Here is a 22,291-nt window from a genome sequence, read left to right as displayed (position 1 = left end):
CCTAAACGCGTATACGAGGGTCGATAATCGTATATAGCAAGTCGACCACAAGGTTAAAGAAGATAGTGAGTGAAGCGACAATCAGAGTAATGCCCATTACTAGGCCGTAGTCGCGGTTGAGAGCCCCAGACACAAAGTGTTGTCCCATGCCACCTGTACCAAAGAAAATGTCGATAATCACCGAGCCTGTCACGACAGAAACAAACGCAGGGCCGAGCATCGCAACGACGGGAATCAGGGATGGTCGCAAAGCGTGATGGAATAAAATGTAGGTTGTGGACAAACCTTTGGCTTTTGCCGTTCGAATGTATGGTTGGTTGAGCGTTTCAATCATTGCGCCACGCATGACGCGTGCAATACTCGCAATGGAGCCAATCGCCAGGCTGAGCACGGGAAGAACAAGAAAAGCCAGCTTTCCTCCTTCCCAACCACCAGCAGGGAACCAGCCGAGCTGAATAGCGAAGATCATGACTAAAACTGGAGCAAGCACGAAAGCCGGAACTACAACTCCAGTCATCGAAAGTGTCATCAGGCCGTAATCTAGGCGGCTATTTCGGTTCAATGCCGCAATGGTGCCAAGCAACATGCCAAGTGGAACGGAAATACAAAAGGAGAGTACGCCTAATACTGCTGAAACTGGCCATGATTGTGCGACGAGCTGTGTAACACTGAAGTCTTGATAAACGAAGCTCGGACCGAGATCTCCTTGTATGAAATTACCAATGTAAATCCAAAACTGAGTAAGGAAGGGCTGGTCCAAATGGAATTTTGCTTCGATATTCGCACGTACCACCTCTGGCATAGGCCGTTCCATATCAAATGGCCCCCCTGGTGCAATGTGCATCAGCCAAAATGATACGAGTGCGATGAATAGAAGCGTGGGGATAGCGATAGCTAATCGCTTAACAATGTACCAAATCATGATCCATCATCCTTTGGTCATCCGAAATCACTTCGAACGGTTATGAATAAAAAATGGTCTGAGCTCAGGTTGCCTTCTCCACCGAGAGATATGAGGAACGGCAAATAAACATTGAACTTGCCGACTCAGACCGAAAACATGCTTTTAGTGGGCTTTTACATAGACATTCTTGCGGTAGTACGACGACTCAGGGTTTGTCAGTTCGTAGCCGCCCACGTAAGGCTTGATGAGGTATTGATCGTTACCCGGACGATAAATAGGAATAATGGCCATGTCTTCAATCAGCATGCTTTCTGCTTGTAGATACAGTTCTGATGGGTTGCTCATGGTCTTTGATCGAGCCATTAACTCGTCGTATTGCGGGTTGTTATAACGAGAATCGTTGTACTCGCCACTAGAAACGAAGATATCCAACCATGTAGAGGCTTCATTGTAGTCGGCCGTCCAGCCGCCGCGAGTAATGTCGGTCGGCTCTTTAAGTGCGTAGAACACTTTCGGTTCTAGCTGTTTTATCGTGACTTGCGCACCCAATCGGCTTTTCCACATGCCTGCCATGGTGGTTGCCATTTTTACGTCCATCGAGAAAGTTGGTACGGTAAAGGTTAACTTAAGCGGATTGCTTTTATCGTATCCAGCTTCTGACAGTAATTGCTGCGCTTTTTCGATACGTTTATGGCGGTTCCAAGTTGCGAACTCAGGAGTGTGAGATTTAAAACCATCTGTTTGAGGTGGCACAAGGGTATACATTGGAACCCCACCGTTTCTCAAAATAGCACTCGTTAACAGTTGACGGTCAATGGCATATGAGAGGGCTTTACGAACTCGCACGTCTTTTGTTGGCCCTTGTTGAGTGTTGAGGTAATAGAATGTGGAGCCAAGAGACGCACTGTTGCTTGCCACTTCTTGTGGGCGTTGTTGAATTAACTTTTTCTTCTGAGCGGCAGGAATGGAAACCGCTTGGTCTATCTCACCAGCTAGGTAGCGGTTTAGCACTACGTTTGCATCACCAATTGGTAGCCAGGTGACTTTTTCCAGCACTACATTGCTTGCGTCCCAATAATGTGGATTTTTAACCATCACCAGTTTTTCGTTAACTTTCCATTCAGAGACAGTAAACGCACCATTTGTAACGATATGTTCAGGCTGGGTCCAACGGTTGCCATGTTTTTCAATGGTCGCTTTATGAACGGGGGCAAGCACAGGATGACTTAATAGTTTCGTAAAGAAGGGAATAGGCTCTTCGAGTGTTACCTGGAACGTTTTTTCATCCAGCGCCTTCACGCCCAAGGACTCGGGTGCGGCGTCGCCTTTCATAATGGCTTGCGAGTTTTCGATATTTGGAATGGCCGCAAACCAAGCGTAGGGTGAAGCAGTGCTTGGATTCAGTAAGCGTTGCCAGCTGTAGACAAAATCTTGTGCAGTGACCGTTTCGCCATTTGACCATTTTGCATCACGTAAGTGGAAGGTATAAACCGTATTGTTGTCATTGACTGACCAAGACTCAGCAACACCAGGAATGGTTTTACCTTGCTTATCTTGAATGACCAGACCTTCAAACAGGTCTCGACCAAGATTAAAAGCGGGCTCTGCGGCTTGCTTGGCTGGGTCAATAGAAGTAACTTCAGCCCCATTGTTTAGCGTAATTTCTTGTGTCTCATCGAGGGTCACACCTGAGGGATACGGCGCGGCATAGCTTGATGTTGCCAGTATTGGACTCATCATCGACGCTAATAAAAGCAACTTAGGTAATTTCATCCTTGTCTCACTCTTTTCATCCTGAAAGATGCCAAAAATGTATATTGTATAAATTGTCTACACAATCGAGTTTTAACATTACTGTAACAGGGTGTCAGGTGTTGAGCTGTCTGGTCTCAAAAAGTGAGCTAGGGGAATTTCTTTGAAGATCTGATATCAAGTTGGCATGACGGGAAGTAATTTTGCTTCGATACAAATTAAAATCCCCTTCAAGCACAGGCTAGAAGGGGAAGATAGTCAGCCTGCTCTTCAAAAGGCATGACGTTAACTGACTAGGAAATGTTTCACGAACTCAGTGATTTTGACCATATCACTTACCGCGATAAACTCTTCTGTCGTGTGTACTTTTGCCATGCCAGTTGAAAGGTTGGCAGTTGTGAGACCTTTCTTGTTAAAGTTGTTGGCATCGCTACCGCCGCCAGTGCCTTTTGTGAAGGCGTCAATTCCCAACTCTGAAAACGCTGCTTTTATAGCGTTTACGTGTGGGTGGTTTTCTTCAATAACAAAAGCGTCGTAGGCTCGGCTAGATTCAATTTCGACTTCTGCACCGTGTTTTTTACAGACAGACTCTAATGTTGAGATCATATGATTGACCTGAGCATCTAGTTTATCGCCATTCAGGGAGCGTGCTTCTGCCACGATTTTTAATTCAGGCATAACAATGTTTGTGGCCTGACCGCCGTTAACTATACCGATGTTGGCTGTCGTTTCTTCGTCGATGCGAAGTAGCTTCATTTGGTTGATGGCATCTGCCGCCACCATGATCGCACTGATGCCTTCTTCTGGCGCAAGCCCTGCGTGTGCTGGTCGGCCTTTGATTTTTGCCATGATCTTTTGCTGGCCTGGGGCTGCGGTCACAATGGTGCCAATAGGGCCACCTGTGTCTAACACGATTGCTTCCGTTGAAGTGACGTGTGACATATCGAAGTATTGTGAACCGAATAAACCGCCTTCTTCATACACGGTGAAAGCAAGTTCTAACGTTTTGTGCTCACGGTTTTCCGCTTGAATACAACGAACGGCTTCCATGATGGCAGCAATACCAGATTTATCATCGCCACCAAGAATCGTATTGCCTTTTGAACGGATAACGCCGTCTTCGATGATTGGCTCAATGCCAATACCTGGAGTGACCGTATCCATATGACAGCTCATTAGAATAGAGCCGTCTTTTTTGCCGTCTAAACGGGCGTACACGTTAAAACCGTTAGAAATGTGCTCAGGTACTGGAAGTTTGCGTACGGTAAAGCCTAGCTCGCCTAGCTGTTCTGCCAGTGTTTCTGCAATTTGTTTTTCGTTTTTTGATTCGCTGTCGATACGTACTAGTTGGCAAAAGTGTTCAACTAAGCGTTCTTGATTGATGTGTGTCATTAGATGTCTCTTTTTCTGATCGAGCGTGAAGCCTTGTGGCTCGGCTCGATAGGGAACAGAGCACCACTTATGGCACAGTTACTTTTGAATAAAACTGAGGTGAATCAATAAAGGGGTATCCATGACACGATTCTGACCGATGAGCCTTTCGAACTGTATGAAGCGTCACGAAACATTACTTTTGATGTTTTGTAGGACCAAATGAATGAAGCAGATAGAAATAGGGGGCAATAGGCTTTCTATCCCTCTTTTACTTTTTGAGCTACGTTGCCAAGATAAAATGCCAAAGTAACAACTTGTTTACATTTTTCATGTTGGCGTAAAGCCGAAAATATCAATCTAATGTATTGAAAATAAGCAATTTGTTTGATTTTTGCGAAAGTGGATTCGATGCGCCTTCTGTGTGTAACATATATTTTACAATTATGCGTAAAAGTCGCCAAGATAAAGATTTCTCCCCACGTATTCCAATTTCTCAAGACCTGCGCCAAGTTAGACAAATAAGTCCAAACAAAAGCTACTGAGACAAGGAGAAAGTCATGGTTGATGCATATAACCCACTAGGAACAGACGGATTTGAGTTTGTTGAATATACTGCTGCAGACAACAAAGGCATTCAACAGCTTAAAGATCTGTTTATATCGTTAGGTTTTGCGGAGATTGCAAAGCATCGCTCAAAAGAAGCGTGGTTATATCGACAAGGTGACATTAGCTTTATTGTGAATGCGCAGCCGCATAGCCAAGCTGAGGGATTCGCCAAAGTTCACGGTCCGTCGGTTTGTGGCATGGCATTTCGTGTGAAAGACGCCACCGTTGCTCTGGCGCATGCGTTAGAGAATGGCGGTAAAGAATATAAAACGGAAATTGGGCCGATGGAGCTAAGCATTCCTGCTATTTATGGCATCGGTGAAAGCTTGCTTTATTTTGTCGACCGTTATGGAAAGCAGAGTATTTATGATGTCGATTTTCGTTTTTATGATGATGCTGATGAGCGTTTATCAAAAGCGAATGTTGGTCTTTACGAAATCGACCACTTAACGCACAACGTTAAGCAAGGCAACATGGATGTCTGGTCTGGTTTCTATGAGCGCATTGGTAACTTCCGCGAAATTCGTTATTTCGATATCGAAGGTAAGCTGACTGGTCTTGTCAGCCGTGCGATGACCGCACCTTGCGGCAAAATCCGAATTCCTATCAATGAGTCGTCAGATGATAAATCACAGATTGAAGAGTTTATCCGTGAATACAATGGCGAAGGTATTCAACACATCGCATTGACCACAGACGACATCTACGAAACGGTCAAAACCTTGCGTGAGCGAGGCATGGACTTTATGCCAACGCCAGATACTTATTACGAGAAAGTCGATCAGCGTGTTGAAGGCCACGGTGAAGATGTAAGCAAGCTTCGTGATTTGCAGATTCTTATTGATGGTGCGCCAACGAAAGATGGCATCTTGCTACAAATCTTTACTCAAACCGTTATCGGCCCTGTGTTCTTCGAAATCATCCAACGTAAAGGCAATGAAGGCTTTGGCGAGGGTAACTTCAAAGCGTTGTTTGAATCGATAGAAGAAGACCAAATTCGCCGAGGAGTATTGAGCGATGCATAAATGGATCACATTCCCTCATCGGGAGGGAGTCTGCTCTAAACAAGCACATGCTGACTTCCCGGAAGAGGCAATTTATGAACGTGAGGCAGGTCGAAGTGGCTTCTTCGGCCCCGCAACACATTTTCATCATCAACATGCCCCAACGGGGTGGTCTGAGTGGGAGGGCGAGCTACGTCCACGAGCGTTCGATTTTAATCTAGTGGAGAAAGTCAGCCATATTACCCCGTGGGCAGTCCCGCATCTATTACACAACGCGAATTGTAAAGTTCGTGTTTGGCGTATGGATGAAAAAATGGATTTCTTGGTGAGAAACGCTGATGGCGACGAACTGCTATTCATCCACCAAGGTACGGCAGATCTCTACTGTGATTATGGTCATTTGAAAGTGAGCGAAGGGGATTATGTCATGATCCCTCGCTCAACGAGCTGGCGTTTAGAGCCAAGCGAGCCGATGTTCATTCTGATGATCGAAAACACCGATGCGGCTTATACATTGCCCGAAAAAGGCATGGTTGGAAACCACGCGGTGTTTGATCCGGCGGTGTTAGAAACGCCGTCGATCAACGATCAGTTCCGTGCTCAATATTCTGAGAATCAAACACAGGTTCAGGTGAAACGCCACGATAAAGTCAGTGTTATCACTTACCCATTCAACCCGCTGGATGCGATTGGCTGGCATGGTGATTTGGCGGTAGTAAAAGTGAACTGGCGTGATATTCGTCCACTTATGTCACATCGTTACCATTTACCGCCTTCTGCACATACTACATTTGTAGGAGCAGGATTTGTGGTGTGTACCTTCGTTCCTCGTCCAATTGAAAGTGATCCTGGAGCGCTCAAAGTACCGTTCTACCACAACAATGACGATTATGACGAAGTCTTGTTCTACCATGCAGGTGATTTCTTCAGCCGTGACAACATTGAAGCAGGTATGGTGACATTCCATCCAGCAGGATTTACACATGGCCCTCACCCGAAAGCATTCAAAGCAGGGCGAGAGCACAAGAAGACTTTCACCGACGAAGTTGCGGTCATGATCGATACGCGTCACGCACTTCAGTTTGCGGATGAGCTGGAAAAAGTAGAAAACAAAGAATACGTCTATAGCTGGCAAGAGAAGTAAGAGGCAAGGATGAAATTAGCAACCAAGAAAAATGGCACTCGTGACGGTTTGTTGATGGTCGTGAGCAAAGACTTAACGCGCTGCGTACCTGCGACAGAAATTTTCCACCCTATGAACTTAGCACCGACGATGCAGGTGGCGCTTGATAACTGGGATACGCTAGCACCGCAACTGGAAGAGCTATACGTTGCACTGAACAATGGCACGGTTGCAGGGTATGAAGAGTTTGAAGCGCACTACTGTGAGTCGCCGCTTCCTCGCGCTTATCAGTGGGCTGATGGCAGTGCTTACGTAAACCACGTTGAGTTGGTTCGAAAAGCTCGCGGCGCTGAAATGCCAGAGAGTTTTTGGACGGACCCGTTGATGTACCAAGGAGGCTCTGATGCCTTTATTGGACCTTGTGACAACATCGAGTTTGCGAGTGATGAATGGGGTATTGATTTCGAAGGTGAAGTTGCTGTGGTAACTGGTGACGTACCAATGGGCGCGAGTGTTGCAGAGGCTCAGGAGTCGATTCGTTTGATCATGCTGGTGAATGATGTCTCACTCCGTGGCCTAATTCCGGCAGAGTTAGCTAAAGGGTTTGGTTTTTTCCAATCTAAACCTTCTTCTGCGTTTTCTCCTGTGGCAGTAACACCTGACGAACTCGGCGAAGCGTGGTACGAAAACAAAGTGCATTTACCATTGCTCTCGACCTACAACCACAAGCCGTTTGGTCGCCCAAATGCGGGTATCGATATGACGTTTGATTTCGCAGACTTAATTGTTCATGCGACTAAAACGCGCCCGCTATCTGCTGGGGCAATTATAGGTTCTGGCACGGTATCTAATAAGCAAGGCACCGAACATGGCACTTCGATTGAGGAGGGTGGTGTTGGTTATTCATGTATCGCGGAAGTTCGCATGATTGAAACCATTCGTGATGGTAAGCCGTCGACTAACTTTATGTCGTTTGGAGATTCAATCAGATTGGAAATGTTCGATGCGGATGGCAACAACATATTCGGCTCGATTGACCAACAAGTTAGCCAATATCTCAAGCACTAACAATGCTGGTTGGGAGACGATATGAGCGATAGCATGATTTTATACGGATACTGGCGATCATCGGCGGCATATCGTGTGCGTATTTGCTTGAATCTTAAAGAGTTATCGTATGATTCAAAATCGGTACACTTGGTGCGCAATGGTGGCGAACAACACAGTGATGAGTACCATGAGTTAAACGCTTCTGAACTGGTTCCTTTGCTGGTGGATGGGGAGGTTCAGTTAACCCAGTCACTGGCGATCATTCAATACTTAGAAGAACACTACCCGGATGTCACTGTGATCCCCGAGCAAACGCCGCTTCGATACCAAGCGCTAGCTTTGGCTCAGGATATTGCAATGGAGATTCATCCCCTGAATAACTTAAGAGTTCTACAGTATTTAGAGGGGGAGCTAGCTTGCGAACCAGAGCGCAAAGTCGCTTGGATTCATCACTGGATCCACAAAGGTTTTACAGCATTAGAAGAGAAACTTCAGAAGCATCGTAAACTAAATGGTGATTGCAAGTTTAGCCTGACAAGCTCGCCATCTATTGTCGATATTTGTCTGGTACCACAATTTTATAACGCACAACGCTTTGGTGTAGATACTTCTCTTTATCCAACCATTAACGCTGTTGTGCAGTCATGCAATCAACTGCCAGCTTTTATTGATGCGATGCCAGAGAATCAGCCAGACGCTAATAGTTGATTCTTAGCATACATAATGTATTAACAAAATTTAAACGAGCCAATCCAAGTGTGTGATTGGCTCGTTTTTATTGGTGAGCAAAATTTTCTGTTTCTCGCTATCGTCGTGGCGCCTCAAAATTGCGAGGTTTTGTTGCTCTGCATAACATTTCCATTTACGCTTTGAGCAACGAGTTGTTTTGGATGCACTTTATTTATGACCAACATTTTTATCATTGTTGTTCTTCTGGTTTTATTCTTCTTTGTTATTCAAAAGTACGTGATTAAGCACGATGACACGCGTGATTATCCTTATCGCTCGAAAGGCACTCTGCTCAGAGGTCAAGAGGGTGCGTTCTATAATGCGTTAAGAGCGGCGGTAGGGGAGCATGCCGTAGTATTCGCGAAAGTAAACATGTCCAGTTTGGTTACGCCAAAAGAAATCAAAAATAAGAAGCAGTTTTTTGTCGCGAACAATCGTATATCTCGAAGCTATTTTGATTACGTTATTTGTGACCCAAGGACACTAGAGCCGCGCGTTATCGTTGAATTGGATAATGGGCAGGAGCTAAACAAGGGTAAGATAGAAAGACAAAAGTTATTGATTCATGTTTGTAAGACGGCCAACCTGCCTTTAATTGGCGCCTCGGTAAAGCACAGTTATCAAGTTGGGCGATTACGTCGTTTGCTTGCGGCACACATTGATTTGATTGAGCCCGATAAAGAAGTGCGTTTTTGTAAAAAATGCGGCAGTCCGATGATCATTAAAACCGCAAGCCAAGGTGAGTTCAAAGGGAGACGTTTCTTTACTTGTAGCCGTCAGCCGAATTGTACATACACCGAAAATTATAACGTTGTGTTTGAGGCGGACGACTAAACACGATAATTAACCTGCAGAAATAAGGGGCTTTGATTAGAGATGATCAAAGCCTTTTTTGTATCAGTCATCAAGGCAGGGCCTATACTTTGAAAAAGAGTGCAGAATAGGGCAGCCATATGCGATACGGATGGATTTTGTCAGCATTGTTCATCGCATCTAATGTTAGTGCGATACCTAATTTGAAACCACTGGAGTGTGAATTGACAGAGACACCCCAAGATCATTTCTTGTTTTACCGAGAGCAAATGGTTTACCACAGTGAGCAGTTTGTCATATTTCAAAACTTCAAAGGCAGGGTGAGCACTCAAGTGGACGTCAAAACAGGAGAGTTGATCCGTACAACCTATATCGGCGAACCATTTAAACCTAAATATCAGATTTTGTTCGGCACTTGCCCTAAGGTATCGCAAACCTTACAGATTTGGATGCTCAGTGAAGTGCCTTACGACAATTAAGTGAGATAATAAAAGTTATATAGATCACACTTTTAATCCATGAAGGATTCAGCTTTGCTGATAAAATCATCTGAAAACGCGTGTTGAGTTTACATTTTCGCCAAACGGTTCAAAGTTGGTAAATTTGTGCTTGCACCACCGTTCGCTTATAGCTAATATCCTCCTCGTTCCAGAGAAATGCGTCCGTAGCTCAGCTGGTTAGAGTATCGCCTTGACATGGCGGGGGTCGGTGGTTCGAGTCCACTCGGACGCACCATTCTGAATTGAATGGTTAGGAACATAAAAATTTGGGTCCGTAGCTCAGTTGGTTAGAGTACTACCTTGACATGGTAGGGGTCGGCGATTCGAGTTCGCCCGGACCCACCAAATTTTAAAAAAGCCCACCTTTTGGTGGGCTTTTTTGTGTCTATAACTTATTGATATTCAAGTGGAATTCCTTCTTTTTTCCTTTTTATCCCCTTGTTATTACTCTGCGTTAGTACTGAGTAAAGTTCGAGGGGGTGGTAAAAGGGTGGTAAAAAGGTGGTAAAATACAGTAGTTTGTACAGCGCTTGAAATGGGCTATATTGCGACGCTTATGGCTGGTACTTCATGCCATTCTACGTCGTGACTATCAGTGTAAATCTGAGTGGTTCTATCACTGGCATGTGCCATGCGTTGGCGAGGGTTTACACCCATTTCATCGATGAGTTTTGCCGATAGCCTTCGGATTTCATGGAAAGTAGGGCGCTTAGCTTTTTCTACGTTAGAGTACAAACCGAGTTCGTCGCGTACTTTGGAAAATGTTTCGCTGATCATGCGACTGGTCACTTGGTAACGGTGGTCACACTGCTTAGCGATATTATTGTTTCTTGCAGGTCTACGATGCACTACGTAAGGGCAATGTAGCTTATCTGTTTTAGATAGCTCTACAACTTCTTTGATAGCGCTTGTCACCGGAATAGCAACATAAGACGTTTTAGCATTCTTAACCTTTGCTCGATGTATGTACAAGGTACCAAATACAATTTCTCCGTTCTCTGGTTTTGGAGTATCAAACCAGACAATTCCACATGTATCCGGTTTTGGTATACGGTATTTTATTCTATGTAGTTCAGCTACTGCGTGAGTCGATTGAATCGATAACCCCATCGCTACTTTTAAAAATAGAGGGGCCTCTTTTTCAATTGCTTTGAATGCTTCTATATCTAAACCCAAGCGTTCTTTCTTATTATCAGAAACATTTAGCCATTTTGGTTTTTTGTTAAACATAAAGTTTTCACTAATTGCGGATTCATCTGCTAGATAGCTAAAGCTCTTCTTTAATCGAGAAAGTTTCTTGTTATAAACCTCTTTGGATTTATCGCCATAATATGTATTTAGAAAGTCGTTCATGGTTTCCTAAGTTAATTGACTTGGAAAGCTTGTCTCCTACAAACTCATTAAGTCGAGCATTATAAGTGCGTCAATAATTTTGAAATCGTGCTTGGTATACCGCTTGTTACGCCGTGATCGGCTTAACCTGTTTCTAGCTCTTTGTTGCGCTCTAGCTGGCTGATAGGAAGGGTTGGGGCGATAGGCATTATATCGAGAGTTACGTTTAAAGTCTCGGTAGATAGTGCTCTTGTGACGCCCTAGCTCTTTAGCGATGTTGACGACACTAATGCCTTGCTTTCTAAGTGCGGACATCATATACCTTTCATTCTCAGTGAGGTGTGTGTAATTCATGGTTTTTCACTTCTTGGCGGGAGTAAAACTTATGAATAGCACATCTCACAGTTTTAAATTTCAGGGGTGTCGCACTTCGTACTTGAATCCAAGCGGTATAACAAGTTACTTCAGAGTGATTCGCAACGCACTAAGTCGACATGATATTTATAAACATTATTAAGAGGAAAAGATGAAATTTGATATGTCTGTTAATGATAACTCTGCTTCATTCTTTTATGAGGGGAGTGAAATGTGTATTTTCGTTGATAGTTTTGATAATAAAAGCTTTGATGTGAGACTAGGAAATATAAGTGAATCAGAGTTAATTGGCTCAATTTCTGCGAAAAGTGACTCTGAATTGAACTCGAAGCTTGAAGAGCTTTATCGTAGCTTTATGGAGGGGTAAACATGATTTCACGATCTCAAATAGCTGCTCTCGAACGTTCAGTGAATAAGATTTTACGTTGCCATAAATGTCATTTAAGTCATCTAAGCACTTTGTTAAAGATAGAATGAATGGCATACGTAATAATCTATTGATAATTATTACTGAGCTTAACTCTATATTTAACAGGTTAACAGTATTACATGTAGAGGTGCTTAAGAAGTTGAGTTACAATGATACTTTTAATATTAGGTGTACGGTTTCGCATATAAATATGCCTTGCGCTGTTAATAAGATTCACGTTGATGGTGATGAGCATCAACGTGAATATAGTTATTACAGTAATGAGGAAAAAAGGACTGGAAGTCAACGGACCCCAAAGAATTTCTTGTTTAACTTAATAGCGCGCTAACAAAGCGTTTAAGAGGGATTTTGCACACGTGGCATTTTTACTATGCGTCGATTTAAGTTATTAAGGTGGTATGCGTCAGCTTCGGCATTGCGTTGCTCACACCTTAACAGGGTGTTAGCTGTAATGCCAGATATTGCCTAATGTAAATTGGAGGAATAACATGAATGGAATCTTACCTGACTTGATTCAAAGCTTTGAAGAGTGCTTAAAAATGGTTGGCGGCCAAAACGATCATTACGATGTTGACGCAGCATTGGCGATGACTCTTATTTTGATGCAAAGAAAAGTTTTCAACGAACAAGAGCGCAGTATCTTGTCCATGAAATTATCCAAAAAGTGTCTAAAACGGGAAAATATATTTAATGATGTGAATGAGCAAGCTGAATTTTTAGAAATGGCCAGTTTTTATCCTGAGACAGTAAAATATTTGGTTAATAACGGAGTGTTTAATCTTTCAACTCTTCGTCTTGCGCTAGATAATTTGAATCATGAAGTACGTAAGAGTAGTGGCTATAGCTCTATGGCACAATGCGCGATGCAAACTCAAAGTAAAGCTGATAGTGCAATCATCATTCAAAACTGTATCAATTTGATAGATAGCTAACAAACTGTTTAAGAGTGATTTCCAACGCTTGGCATTTTTACTATGCGTTAATTTGAGTGATTAAGGTGCTTTGCGGTGCATCGGTTTTGCGTTACTCACCCCCTTAATTGGGCGTTAGCAGACAAAAGTAAATCAAGGAAGAGGGTACGTTATGTCTGATAAAGTAATTAAGTCTTCAACAGCTACAACTCAATTCGGTGCGACTAAAGCAGATGGGAAATTAGAACTAACGAAGCCGGATTTAATTTTTATTCCGTACAACGAAAAGTTGGGTTTTGGTCCATATCAATTAAAGCGCCAAGGCATTGCTGCCGTAGCTAAGTACTTGGGCAAAGGTGGTGGTGTAACTCCAACCAACACGAATGCATTTCGCATAAAGCTAGCCAACAACACGTGTTACGAGTTTATTGTAGCGAAGCCAGAGCAATGGATAGATGCACTCGGTGAAACTTTCAGCTAACAAACTGTTCAAGATGGATTCTCGATTTCATTACAAGGCATTGTTTTATATGTAATATTATCTTGGTGTTACCCTCTAGGGAAACATTGAGAGGAACTGCGAAAATAACTCCTAATTGTGATTTAAATCACTGTTTGTGCTTGTTTTTGTTTCGGATCTTCACCGAATAGCCTCTAAGATCAAAATGTGCTCAAGAGGAGTAATTCAAGTTTATGGAATTAATCTCAGGATTTAAGATAGCGCCCAAGTTTTTTAAAGTGGAGTTCAAATTCGTTAATTTGCCTCATTTCCTGCTGGCAATAAGTAAGAAACCCTTACCCGTTGCTTTCCAACTCAAAGCAACTCTTTAGTTGTTGCGTCCGTATATTCGGTTTCTTGATGAAGGAGCTACCCTCTAGCCTTTTATGCTTCATCATCTTGTAAAGTTATTGAATTTATTAATGATTAAGCACTGAGCAATATGGGTTTGTATTCGGTGTGCTCTATTCCAATGATACTGGGCGCTCAAATAAGCGAGTTGCCATACATCAGTTAATTCATGCTCTACTAAATTAGAAAAACGCAACTCTGAACTGTGCAAAGGCGTGTCAGATGTCGACCACGGCAGACTCACCTTTGCCTCAAAATAAGTTTCACCAAGTTACAATCAACGATGCAACTTTACAAGTTTGCATCAGCTTTTGTAACCTAAAAGTGGATACCCCTACCAGATCTCACTTTTAATATAGTTCTATATATCAATACATTAGAAGTAAATGACATTTTACAAACGAAACGCCTACTTAATATTATGTAATGATTTGTGTATTGAAATTACCTAAGGACTTTTAGGCATGGACTCTTTAAGCGTCACATCTTCCAGATACACCCATCGGCAACACAATCAAGATCCGTTAAAGTTTTTCATTGTTCTCATGGGTCTAGAACCATATAAAAATGATTTACATCGTGAAAATCAATCGTTAAGCCTTTTATCTGGTATTGTGTTGTACAGACATTTATCGAAGCCCGACCAAAGAAAAGTAACGAGTAGTGTGTTGAATTTAAAAAACAATCGCTTGAAGTCTAAACTCTATGGAATGATAGGCCAAATCGGCGCAAATCCATACTGGTTCTGCTGGTCACTAAGTGATTCTGAGTTAAAAAGTTATTATAATTCAAACAAGAAAATCTCTGACTTACTCAGTAGCCCTGGCTTTGATGTTCCAACGATTTCAGTCGGAGTGTTACCCGCTGGCGTATATTCTGTTTTTAATGAAGGAATGAAAACAACAGTGACCAAAGGTCTAACGAGTATCGTTAGTTCGAATAAGGTGTTAGAGACAGCGAAAAAATTGGGATTAAGAAAGCAACTTGTAGGTGAGTCAGGGCGAATGCTTGGCGCTTTTGTGATAATGATTATTGGTTTTAATGCAATGCAAACCAAAGGCATGAAAGATGCCAGAAAAGAGCTGATCCTCAGAGGTCTAATCAATCCTTCGGAGTTATAATGATTATAGCAATATTGGGTCTTTTCGGTGGGTGCACTTTACTCTTCTTTTACTTGCAAGGACTAAAGACAGAGCTAAGAGAGGGCTCATCCGGTATAGTTAAATTCAACGCTTTTCCATTCAACGTAGCGATGTTGATTGGTGTTATTGTCGGCTGCTTATTCTACATCGTGATGGCTGTAGACCGTTTGGCTGTGGTATCAGCGACGATAGCGATAACATGGTTTATCTTACGTATATTTCGCGATCGAATAATTCGTGCACTCTTAAAGGGCCTATGAACTACTATCTACCCTTTGATGTTTGCTTCGAGTTCTTAGTATCAAGTTTGAAGTGCGACACTTAGAGTAACTGCTATTTTTGAGTGTGTTAGAGTGCTTTTTGTTTCAGTGAGGTACGTACAGTGTCAGTAATTCAATTTGTCAAGTTGTGGAAAAACCATCCATACCCAAAATCTCCTTGTGATAGGGCTCATTTTCCTAATCAGTGTGCTATTCGTACGGGTTGCTCTGGAGGAAACAGGTATCGACACTTCAAGTTTTGACCAAAAATATCCTAATAGGCGCTGCTACCCTGGCTTTAAACATAGTCCTAGACACATTTTAGCAGCCCAAGAGTTAGCAAATTGGATCTCTGTTAACCCTAATATATTTGGAAATAAAGAGCTTATTAAAGAGCAAAGAGAAAATCATTAATGGGTCGGAGAGGGATTATCTTTATCAGGAATGGGTGGGGTAGTACCGATCACATTGACGTTTGGGATGGCGAGCATATGAAGGGAGGCGCCCCTGATTGGATTAATCTTGGTGATGAAGTTTGGTTTTGGGAGATAAAACAGTGAAACAAACAACTACGCTACTTTTATCGTTTGTTAGTTTTTCTTCCTTAGCATTTAATCTGTCAGTTAACAATGGATCATCTTGTACTTTGTTTGAAGAGTCTACCATTTTTGAAACAAAACTAACTTCTCAATGTAATTGGGCAGTTAATGCTCAAGGTGATTTACAGACACTCAGTGTAAAAGGTAACAAAGTAGCCATTCTTCTAGGCCAACCTATATCTTCTAATCAAGCTGAAAAATGGGGGGTGAGTGTCGAACAGAACTGTTCTCTTGAATCTGTTGGTGTAATGATTGATGAGGTTTCAAAAGTAATCGCGGTCAGTAAGCCGCTTGAAGGGGCATTGTTGTGCCCGGTTCTTCCTATAGATGATGTGTTTTTCAAAAGCTACAATTGGTCTCTCTAGCCGCTATACATAACAAAGCATTTAAGAGTGATTCCCAACGCGTGGCATTTTCACTGTGTGTTGGTTTCGGTGTTTAAGGTGGCATCAGTATTGCGTTGCTCACCCCTTAACAGGGCGTTAGTCGCCAGAAAAAGCTAGCAATCAAAATCATGTTTCTAAGCTTAAATGTGTGATTCATAGAGATGGTTTCACTTTTCTTAGCTGAAGATCGAGCTTGTAATTCTGCTCTTGATACCTCTCTTTCTTGATCTCGTAGTTCTGAGATACCTCTTCAGACAAAAGGGTTTGATCAGAATCTTAGTAATCCTGTCTATCCGAGGTTAGCCCATTTAACGAGCTGTGGGGCCGTTCCTAGGTGTAGTAGTGTTGCCATTCAGCTAGCAGCAGGTCCAGTTCTTCCAACCCCACATAGACATCTATGGTCGGATAGAACTCACTTTTATCTGTTTTCTGCGAGAGTTCCATTTTACCATTCAAGTGAGGTGAACCAGGGTTATTTGGGCGAAACTTGATCCCATAAATCATGAGTTGTTTCTGGACTTTCTCAGCAAAGAATTCACGCTCTCTGTCCGTCTGAATACGCTGGATAGGAAATGGTATCTCTTCCACGACACAATCGATAAAGTCAACTGTATTTGCTGCTGTGCGCCGAGAGCAGCACCTTAGAACCCGATAGCGAGAGCAGTCATCAATAGCTGTATAATGGTAAATTCCAGGCGCTATTTTACAGGTGTTCATGTGGACTCTATCACCAGGAATTGGGCGCTCATATCTTTGGAAATCTTTTTTTCGTCGGTAAGTTACGATGAGTTTGACTGGTGCTTCGTATAAAACTTTATGGAGTGTCGCTGTGCTTAGATGTATTTGGTGAAGTCGGATTACTTTCGTTTGTATACGCCGCGCCCCTAAATTGCCTTTCTCACGCATCGTAACGATCAATGCTCTTAGCTCATCATAGAGCTTGGCAACTGGAGATGAATGAGGGCGTCTGCTCTGGCTTTCCAGACCAGCGATTCCATACTGCTTCTATCGCCTAGCCCACTTATGTAATGTTGGTCTGGAAATACTACAGCGTCGACATACCAGGCCTGCATAACCACATTCCTCATACATTTTTACCCACCGTAGTCTTTGTTGGATTTCTCTGTCCATAGACACCCAGCATAGTTGAAAGAATGTCTATGAATCACACAGTTTAGGATAAAGACTCTAAAATCTGAAGGGGCTGGTTTGTGTACGGATAGCGTCTTGGTTGTAGAGGTTTAAATTAGAGACATCCTTTAAAACATGATAGGGCCAAGCTTTGAAAGTTAACTCTAGTCACTTCGTAATATCTTGTATTTGAGGTTGAAAATCCTCCCCTATGGCTGACCGATAAATTAAATTCTTAGCTAACTCACGCATCACTTTAGTACGCATTGACATAAAATGATTTATTTTGTCTCGGTCGACACTATAAGTAATTAAATGAATCAACCCCATTCTCATGTGTTAACTTCAGTTTCTTGCGGAGTTTCTTAATATACTGTTTATCGTCATCTTTTTTGCCCTTGCAATCTCCTGGCTCAAACACATAATTAATTCGTATATCTTCCAATTGTTGATATTTTAGAGGGTGCTCGTCATTTTTCGGCGACGTGAATTACGCTGAAGCCAGTCCGTAACCACTACTAGTTCTTCATCGGATTGAGTAGTAATCAGAAAGCTAGTTGTAGATAGAATAATCAACATCTTTGGTATATTCTTGGGTTTTTCGTCGTCATTTGTGTTTGGGGTACATAGATAATTTGACTCCCTTCTGGATCATACCCTGCACAATTTCGAGAACCACAGTATAAAAATATCATACTAGTCTCATACTCTTTAGTCCGGAATGTGACTTTGTCATTTCCATTGCTTTTTATAACTGCTATCACATCATTTTCTCTAGTGACGCCTTGTTTTTCATGATTGGATATATGACAATAAAAATGAATTTTGCTAAAAGCAATCCTCAAGATACCTTTAAATATGATAGATATTTATCTTCTATTTTCGTTGGATTTTTAGTATTTAACCTAAAGTGCTTTTGACCTGCTACTTTTCTGGCTAAAAATTTTACGTATATTTGTACTGATTGATATTCTAAAAAATGAATATACAAACACACATCCAAACGAAAGAAGCTAAAAATCTACAATATTATTTAAGACTTATATAAAACCTCATAAATAATTTCTTGGAAGCTTCGCTCTAATAAATCGCCATCAAGACCTAAGGTTCTAAAATATCCATGTTTAAATTCTGTGCTAGCACAGTATAAACATTCAGTAATTAAAGCAGTAGCTCCCGCGCTGTCAACTAACTTCATATAATTCCCTTTTAAGACTATAATGGAATATTACTTTGTGATAATTTTAATAATTAACTTTAACCACGAAGGTCGCTATTTAATTGAAAATGCCAAGCGTTTGAGTCATTCTTAAGGGATTTTATAAAAGCCGACGTATGTTTACCACAAAGGAAAATACTTTGCTATTGATGTACTCAAAGAAACAGCTATGAGAAATAGCAAACCAAACATAAACATAGGATACATGGTGAAGTTTGTTATAAAATTAAAGTATTTTTGCTCTAGGCCTAGTAGTATTAACTTTGTCTTCTCGTCTGATTTTGCTTTAACTCTTAACTGCCAAGTTTTATGAGGTAAATACTGGGAGCCATTAATCCTTACAAAGAAAATAACGAGTAAAGAAAGAACCCGATTTACCGACGGTGAAGATGTTCCCATATACGTTATTGCCAGAGTAAAAGTTAACACCCCGAACCTGTATTGAGGAAGTTAGCCCACAGTTTAAATTGTTCGCTAACTAGTGCAATGTACTCGTTTGTTCATTCTATTTTATCCAATCACGGTTTCCTCATTGTTACTCTTGAATAATTTAATACATTTCATAGCTGCTACTTGAAATTTAAGTTGGCTAAAACACTCTTAGCAGCTCTTCTTCAAACCGAAGCCCACGCAAGTCATAGTGGTCACATAAGTGTTTAAAAGATTCAGTGGCATACAGTCTTTGACAACCTTCAAGTCGTGATTTAAATAGATATCGCTTCTCGATATCCGATTCTTCGAAATAAAGTATTTCGTAACCATCTTCGATGCCATCAAGATATTTCTTCACGCAAACAGATTCGTCTTCTTGGCCAAAGGAGAGGCAGTTAAAGACATAAACTTGTTCCTCTCCGACAGTTACCAATAGAAACTCACCTTCATTTTCTAAGGTGGGTTTTAATATTTCGTAAGCACGATGGGACAGTACTAGGTATGTCATAGACCACAGCGACACATCAGGGATGTCAGCGTTAGTTCCTAAAACGTCATCGAATGAGGCGGATACATTTTTCCAAATATCTAGTAATGACGTGTTCTGAGAGCGCTGGCGGTGTATGGTCATTAGATGTTGTTTGCCTATGGCACCGAAGAGTTCCGTTGGACCTAATTGCAAAGCCTTGTAATCATGCGGCGCCTCTTTCAATTGGTAGACGTTCATTATTCATCATTCCAGTTCGGGTTTTTGCTAGAAATCATACCTTCGGGGTAAGTAGAAGTTTTTAATTTAATTTTGATATTACGAAGACGGTTAATGAACACATCTTTTTTAAGAGAGTTATTGCTTAAATTTGTAACTACCCATGCTTCATAGTCATAGCGATGAACTTTCTTATATGCTTCAGCATCTGGAGAACTCCAATATCCTTTGTTTTTCACATTTCTAGGTAACCAAACACCATTGGATGGGTCATTGATTCCAAGACCAAGCGTATGAAGGTTGCGTGTTACAAAGATCATTTCCATTTTTCGGAAATGCCCAGTTCCCATAATAATATGGTGGCTTCATGTCGTTTAGTTTGCTTGGTGTCACCGATACTGGGTAGGTATCTTGCCAAAACACGGGTAAGGTGATGAGGTTCATCCATTAAATCGTCTGGCGAAGTCACTGCGCTTCGCTCTTGATATTCTGTAAGTTATTTTGTAATGATACCGTGCATTTAAGCTACGTCTCAAGGTTTTGAGGTGTTTCAAATCTTCTTGAGAAGCTTTGAAAGATTTAGGGTTGTCTCATCCAAGTTTGATTATAAAGTTTAATAGTTGAAACCTCATATCGGTGTACAGCTAGTTCAAGTGCCATTGGATTTTGGGACGTAGTGGTACAGAAAGTGATTTGCCTCTAGGTTGCACAACATAATCTCCATTTCCGATTGTGCGTCTATCATATGCACAACTACAGATAGCTTCAACGCTAATTAGTTGATATTGTAATTAGCTCTCAAAAATGTCCTTGGTTGTTTATAACTCTATAGATGGCAGCTACTTGTGAGTGCATTAAGTTCTTTGAGAACACACCTACAGAAGCTAGTGTGTATTACTTATTCAACATAATTGAAAATTTTGAAAAATTGATTATATTTTGTATGATCTGACATGCATATATCTTTAATGTTTGATTTGTCAATAATATTGTGGGGCGTCTATGTCTGGAAAATTTGAACTTTATAAAGATACAGCGGGAGAATATCGCTTTCGTTTAAAAGCAGGAAATGGACAAAATATCTTAGCTAGTGAGAGCTACACAACAAAACCAAGTTGTGAGAATGGCATTGACTCAGTGAAAAAGAAGGCGCCTGACGATTCAAAATATGAAAGGAAAGAAACAGCGGCTGGCAAATACATGTTCAACCTAAAAGCTGGTAACTATCCAAGGAATCTAAAGCTAGAGGTAAACTTGGCAGAGGTGGTTTAGCTATGTTTGTCATTTTGGGAGCTGTTGCGTTTAATAAGTCTGAATTAAAAAAAGTAAATACAGAGTTAGAAAATCGAAGTGTGCGATTAGTTTCGGGGCTTCATCAATGATTTCAAATATTATTTCTTATGTGCTTGTCACTGTCTTCGCTATATGGTTGTGGAATGATGCTCCAGCTCAACATAGAGATAACCTGTTCTATGTGGCCGTAGTATGTTCTCAAATCGGTTTCTTTATTTATTCTCGAAAGTTAGAGAAACTTAAAAACAGGTTAGACGACTTGGAAAATAAGCACACTCTAGAAACAAAAAACTAACAAGGTATTTAAGAGTGATTTCCAACGCGTGGCATTTTTATGTCATCGTTGGGTTTTGTATTTAAGGCGTATAAGTTAGTGTGGTGGTGACGTTGCTCACACCTTAATGCGGCATTAGTGCGGGTTTGGCGTCGAAGGTCATAAGTTTTGGTATTTATCTGTGTTGGCGCTCGTTTTTACACCTTTCAGTTTGTGTCTTTCATGTTCTTTCCGGTGGCACTATATATGGATTGTTCGCTTCGATTTCATCGTTTACGGTTTCTAACTATTAGCCTACTTCTTTGGAGCTTCTTCGTTTTCGCTGTACTTCCTAAGTTAATCTTGTCGTTTTTCGGGTGTTGCCATAAAAGTGCGATGAATGAATCCTTTTCTAATTTGAAGCCAGTGAAAGTAGGGCAGTTCAGTGCATTTTTCTTCTAGTCAACTCTCGTCCATTAATCGAGTTGAAGTTTTGTAGCTGCCCGTCTCACTTCAGTGTTCAAATTCTTTCATATTATGCCACTTTTCAATATTTTTGAGCGTATAAATAGAAGTGGCGCATGTACGAACAAATTGCTTAAGAGTGATTCGTAACGTGTGGCATTTTTACTTTACGGTGGCTTATGGTGATTAAGGCGCTGTGCGGTAGCTTATTATTGCGTTACTCACACTTTAGCAAGGCGTTAGCATTCATGGAGAAAAAGAATGTCTCACAAAACAGAAGTTCGTTACTGTTCAGATTGCGGTACGGATACTCATCACGTAGTTGTCTTGGTCAGAAAGCCGAGTGCTTTTAAAGGTGCCAAAAATCAGAAATTTAAGGAATTTATAGCAGGCGCGATTAAAGGCTGGGCTCTTGGAGCATTTGTTGCCTCTATGGATGAGTTTGAACGCCACCTAGTTTGTGAAAAGTGCGGTAAAAAGACAGTAGAAGGTTAGCTACCTATATAACGTAGAAAATTTATAGTATAACTTGGTGCTGAATGCTAACAAACGCTTTAAGACGGATTCGCAACGCGCTGCATTTTCACTATGCGTTGGTTTTAGTGTTTAAGGTGGTATGCGGCGGCTTCGGTATTGCGTTGCTCACCCCTTA

At 41.6% G+C, this 22,291-nt stretch carries 21 protein-coding genes, 2 tRNA genes and 2 pseudogenes; 16 read left to right on the top strand and 9 right to left on the bottom strand.

The window, feature by feature from the left end:
- Nucleotide 1: 1 nt before the first annotated feature.
- From oppB to R7E38_RS02325, 3 genes are all read right to left on the bottom strand, one after another.
- The gene (gene oppB, locus R7E38_RS02335; protein WP_005377838.1) at nt 2–922 is read right to left on the bottom strand and encodes an oligopeptide ABC transporter permease OppB; all 921 of its coding nucleotides are present in this window, start codon (nt 920–922) and stop codon (nt 2–4) included.
- A 144-nt stretch (nt 923–1,066) separates the two neighbouring features.
- Entirely contained in the window at nt 1,067–2,677 is a 1,611-nt protein-coding gene (locus R7E38_RS02330) for a peptide ABC transporter substrate-binding protein (RefSeq protein WP_213893805.1), read from the bottom strand.
- A 264-nt stretch (nt 2,678–2,941) separates the two neighbouring features.
- A complete protein-coding gene (locus tag R7E38_RS02325; protein WP_226082942.1) occupies nt 2,942–4,048 on the bottom strand; it encodes a M20/M25/M40 family metallo-hydrolase in 1,107 nt (368 codons plus the stop codon).
- Between the two features lie 539 nt (nt 4,049–4,587).
- On the opposite strand from R7E38_RS02325, the gene hppD reads away from it, so the two are divergent.
- The 8 genes from hppD to R7E38_RS02285 all read left to right on the top strand — a co-directional run bounded on the left by hppD (nt 4,588) and on the right by R7E38_RS02285 (nt 10,200).
- Nucleotides 4,588–5,661, top strand: coding sequence for a 4-hydroxyphenylpyruvate dioxygenase (hppD, locus tag R7E38_RS02320; RefSeq protein WP_005377835.1), 1,074 nt, complete (start codon nt 4,588–4,590; stop codon nt 5,659–5,661).
- Nucleotides 5,654–6,784, top strand: a complete 1,131-nt coding sequence (locus R7E38_RS02315; protein ID WP_213972310.1) for a homogentisate 1,2-dioxygenase — start codon at nt 5,654–5,656, stop codon at nt 6,782–6,784. Before hppD ends, R7E38_RS02315 begins: the two co-directional genes overlap by 8 nt.
- Before the next feature lie 9 nt (nt 6,785–6,793).
- Complete coding sequence (locus tag R7E38_RS02310; RefSeq protein ID WP_047100685.1) at nt 6,794–7,831, top strand: fumarylacetoacetate hydrolase family protein; 1,038 nt, start codon at nt 6,794–6,796, stop codon at nt 7,829–7,831.
- 21 nt (nt 7,832–7,852) lie between these two features.
- Nucleotides 7,853–8,521: a maleylacetoacetate isomerase gene (gene maiA, locus R7E38_RS02305; protein WP_005377832.1), complete on the top strand. Its 669-nt coding sequence runs from the start codon at nt 7,853–7,855 to the stop codon at nt 8,519–8,521.
- Nucleotides 8,522–8,716: 195 nt separating this feature from the next.
- Nucleotides 8,717–9,376: a DUF2726 domain-containing protein gene (locus tag R7E38_RS02300; RefSeq protein WP_226082943.1), complete on the top strand. Its 660-nt coding sequence runs from the start codon at nt 8,717–8,719 to the stop codon at nt 9,374–9,376.
- 119 nt (nt 9,377–9,495) lie between these two features.
- Nucleotides 9,496–9,834 (top strand): hypothetical protein, encoded by a 339-nt coding sequence (locus R7E38_RS02295; RefSeq protein ID WP_005377830.1) that lies wholly within the window; start codon nt 9,496–9,498, stop codon nt 9,832–9,834.
- A gap of 179 nt (nt 9,835–10,013) precedes the next feature.
- Nucleotides 10,014–10,090: transfer RNA gene (locus tag R7E38_RS02290), tRNA-Val, on the top strand.
- A 33-nt stretch (nt 10,091–10,123) separates the two neighbouring features.
- Nucleotides 10,124–10,200, top strand: a tRNA-Val gene (locus R7E38_RS02285).
- A 195-nt stretch (nt 10,201–10,395) separates the two neighbouring features.
- Here R7E38_RS02285 and R7E38_RS02280 read toward each other — a convergent pair.
- Nucleotides 10,396–11,208 carry a tyrosine-type recombinase/integrase gene (locus R7E38_RS02280; protein ID WP_033905174.1) on the bottom strand — a complete coding sequence of 271 codons (813 nt, stop codon included), beginning with the start codon at nt 11,206–11,208 and terminating at the stop codon, nt 10,396–10,398.
- 51 nt (nt 11,209–11,259) lie between these two features.
- Nucleotides 11,260–11,541, bottom strand: a pseudogene (locus tag R7E38_RS02275) (helix-turn-helix domain-containing protein); the annotation flags it as partial.
- A 172-nt stretch (nt 11,542–11,713) separates the two neighbouring features.
- On the opposite strand from R7E38_RS02275, the gene R7E38_RS02270 reads away from it, so the two are divergent.
- The 6 genes from R7E38_RS02270 to R7E38_RS02245 all read left to right on the top strand — a co-directional run bounded on the left by R7E38_RS02270 (nt 11,714) and on the right by R7E38_RS02245 (nt 16,119).
- Complete coding sequence (locus R7E38_RS02270; protein WP_033905175.1) at nt 11,714–11,929, top strand: hypothetical protein; 216 nt, start codon at nt 11,714–11,716, stop codon at nt 11,927–11,929.
- Between the two features lie 551 nt (nt 11,930–12,480).
- Nucleotides 12,481–12,924 carry a hypothetical protein gene (locus tag R7E38_RS02265; protein ID WP_033905177.1) on the top strand — a complete coding sequence of 148 codons (444 nt, stop codon included), beginning with the start codon at nt 12,481–12,483 and terminating at the stop codon, nt 12,922–12,924.
- Between the two features lie 151 nt (nt 12,925–13,075).
- Nucleotides 13,076–13,384 carry a hypothetical protein gene (locus R7E38_RS02260; RefSeq protein ID WP_033905178.1) on the top strand — a complete coding sequence of 103 codons (309 nt, stop codon included), beginning with the start codon at nt 13,076–13,078 and terminating at the stop codon, nt 13,382–13,384.
- Between the two features lie 833 nt (nt 13,385–14,217).
- The gene (locus R7E38_RS02255; RefSeq protein ID WP_104975270.1) at nt 14,218–14,874 is read left to right on the top strand and encodes a hypothetical protein; all 657 of its coding nucleotides are present in this window, start codon (nt 14,218–14,220) and stop codon (nt 14,872–14,874) included.
- Nucleotides 14,874–15,155 (top strand): hypothetical protein, encoded by a 282-nt coding sequence (locus tag R7E38_RS02250; protein WP_262663869.1) that lies wholly within the window; start codon nt 14,874–14,876, stop codon nt 15,153–15,155. The genes R7E38_RS02255 and R7E38_RS02250 overlap by 1 nt, the downstream gene beginning before the upstream one ends.
- Before the next feature lie 556 nt (nt 15,156–15,711).
- Nucleotides 15,712–16,119, top strand: a complete 408-nt coding sequence (locus R7E38_RS02245) for a hypothetical protein (protein WP_033905182.1) — start codon at nt 15,712–15,714, stop codon at nt 16,117–16,119.
- A gap of 174 nt (nt 16,120–16,293) precedes the next feature.
- Here R7E38_RS02245 and R7E38_RS02240 read toward each other — a convergent pair.
- From R7E38_RS02240 to R7E38_RS02225, 4 genes and pseudogenes are all read right to left on the bottom strand, one after another.
- Nucleotides 16,294–17,271 (bottom strand): annotated as a pseudogene (locus R7E38_RS02240) (DDE-type integrase/transposase/recombinase).
- Between the two features lie 1,033 nt (nt 17,272–18,304).
- Nucleotides 18,305–18,469 carry a hypothetical protein gene (locus R7E38_RS02235; protein WP_161781338.1) on the bottom strand — a complete coding sequence of 55 codons (165 nt, stop codon included), beginning with the start codon at nt 18,467–18,469 and terminating at the stop codon, nt 18,305–18,307.
- A gap of 610 nt (nt 18,470–19,079) precedes the next feature.
- Nucleotides 19,080–19,649 carry a hypothetical protein gene (locus tag R7E38_RS02230; RefSeq protein WP_064353863.1) on the bottom strand — a complete coding sequence of 190 codons (570 nt, stop codon included), beginning with the start codon at nt 19,647–19,649 and terminating at the stop codon, nt 19,080–19,082.
- Nucleotides 19,649–19,978, bottom strand: a complete 330-nt coding sequence (locus tag R7E38_RS02225) for an AHH domain-containing protein (protein ID WP_081248153.1) — start codon at nt 19,976–19,978, stop codon at nt 19,649–19,651. Before R7E38_RS02225 ends, R7E38_RS02230 begins: the two co-directional genes overlap by 1 nt.
- 652 nt (nt 19,979–20,630) lie before the next feature.
- Here R7E38_RS02225 and R7E38_RS02220 point away from each other — a divergent pair.
- Together R7E38_RS02220 and R7E38_RS02215 are read left to right on the top strand one after the other, a co-directional pair.
- Nucleotides 20,631–20,900, top strand: coding sequence for a YegP family protein (locus R7E38_RS02220; RefSeq protein ID WP_225452469.1), 270 nt, complete (start codon nt 20,631–20,633; stop codon nt 20,898–20,900).
- 1,000 nt (nt 20,901–21,900) lie between these two features.
- On the top strand, nt 21,901–22,134 hold the full coding sequence (locus tag R7E38_RS02215; protein WP_033905186.1) for a hypothetical protein: 234 nt from the start codon (nt 21,901–21,903) through the stop codon (nt 22,132–22,134).
- Nucleotides 22,135–22,291 lie beyond the last annotated feature (157 nt).

The sequence above is a fragment of the Vibrio sp. Vb2131 genome, assembly GCF_033338535.1.
GTDB lineage: Bacteria > Pseudomonadota > Gammaproteobacteria > Enterobacterales > Vibrionaceae > Vibrio > Vibrio alginolyticus.
This window is presented reverse-complemented; position numbering and strand designations above follow the sequence as displayed.